The sequence below is a fragment of the Seramator thermalis genome (assembly GCF_004138125.1).
Lineage (GTDB): Bacteria > Bacteroidota > Bacteroidia > Bacteroidales > Dysgonomonadaceae > Seramator > Seramator thermalis.
On record NZ_RXHS01000037.1, the window covers coordinates 1 to 1,549 of the forward strand.

Genomic DNA, 1,549 nt, shown 5'->3' on the forward strand with positions numbered 1-1,549 from the left:
GGATTTCTCGTGTCCCGCGCTACTCAGGATACTGATCGGCTTCCGCTTCGATTCGTGTACGGGATTGTCACCCTCTTCGATCGATTTTTCCAAATCGTTCCACTTCTTAGCTTTCTTGCCTTTGTTTCAGTCCTTCAACCCCGCCGTTGCCGAAACATCGACGGTTTGGGCTTCTCCGCGTTCGCTCGCCACTACTTGCGGAATCACTTTTGTTTTCTTCTCCTATGGGTACTTAGATGTTTCAGTTCCCCACGTTTGCCTCCCGCTTCGCGGGATGTTATGATCTTCTCATAACGGGTTGCCCCATTCGGATATCTGCGGATCGTTTCGTATTTGCCAATCCCCGCAGCTTTTCGCAGCTTATCACGTCCTTCTTCGCCTCCCAGAGCCTAGGCATCCTCCATGTGCCCTTATTCACTTTCTTTCGCCGTCCGGATTCTACACTTGCGTGTAGCCGGGCTTGATAAATACTAGCGTTTCTACTTTTACTTTCTTGCTCTTTGTTTTACTTTTTTTACTACATCATGTCAAAGATCTTTTTCCTTCCGTCCTTCCTGCACGATACTTCCTGCAGTACGTCCTTCCGGCTTGTCGTCTGATACGGATTCGAACCGTTTCTTTTTGCCGCCGTCCGGCTTTCAAACTTTTTTCCCCTTTTTTTCTCTCTTCGCGTTTCGCTCTCTTCTCTCACAGAACTCTCCTGTCCTGCCCTTTCTCCTTCCAAATCAACCTGTTTCTTCTTGCTTTTGCGGGTGGAGAATAACGGATTCGAACCGTTGACCCTCTGCTTGCAAAGCAGATGCTCTAGCCAGCTGAGCTAATCCCCCGTTTTTTATTTTCCCGGAGTCATTTCACTTGCCCCGTTGACCCTTCCGACATAATCGGAATGCTCTATCCGGCCGGGCTGATCCCCCGATTCCGATTTACTGATGTGCCGATTTACTGATTTTTTATCATCAAATCATCACATCAACCAATCAACACATCATTTTTCGTAGTCCCAGGCAGAGTTGAACTGCCGACCTCTACATTATCAGTGTAGCGCTCTAACCAACTGAGCTATAGGACTGGCTGGTTTGTTTGTCGGCATCTCCCCCCTCGAAAGGTATTCCCTTTACCGGGACATGTCTCCTTTCCCGTTCCTTCTCCCCTTCGTCGGCATTCCCTCTAAAAAAACGGGCTGTCTGATCCTGTTTTTTTCCGAAGATGCTTCTTATCCAAGATTCTCTCTTACGGGAGCTGTCTTACGAGAGCTGTATGTTTCATACATCGTTTTTCTTTTTTCCTCCGCAGTATCGTTTTTCCTTGATACCCCGTCCCTCTTTCTTCTTTCAGGAACGGATAAATCGCGACAGGAGCTTCCTTCAAGTTTCCTGTCTCGCCCTTTGGTCTGTAAGGCTTTCCCCCAGTGAATATTGCCGCCCCTGTACGGACAGGGTGATGGCCGTTCTCCAGAAAGGAGGTGTTCCAGCCGCACCTTCCGGTACGGCTACCTTGTTACGACTTAGCCCCAGTCACCAGTTTTACCCTAGATCGCTCCTTATCGGTT

At 48.7% G+C, this 1,549-nt stretch carries 2 tRNA genes and 2 rRNA genes; all 4 read right to left on the reverse strand.

Features of this window, described 5'->3' with window-relative positions:
• Nucleotides 1–424 (reverse strand): 23S ribosomal RNA (locus EJN84_RS12180); the annotation flags it as partial.
• 329 nt (nucleotides 425–753) lie between these two features.
• Nucleotides 754–827, reverse strand: a tRNA-Ala gene (locus EJN84_RS12185).
• A gap of 168 nt (nucleotides 828–995) precedes the next feature.
• A tRNA-Ile gene (locus tag EJN84_RS12190) sits at nucleotides 996–1,069 on the reverse strand.
• A gap of 386 nt (nucleotides 1,070–1,455) precedes the next feature.
• Nucleotides 1,456–1,549 (reverse strand): 16S ribosomal RNA (locus EJN84_RS12195); the annotation flags it as partial.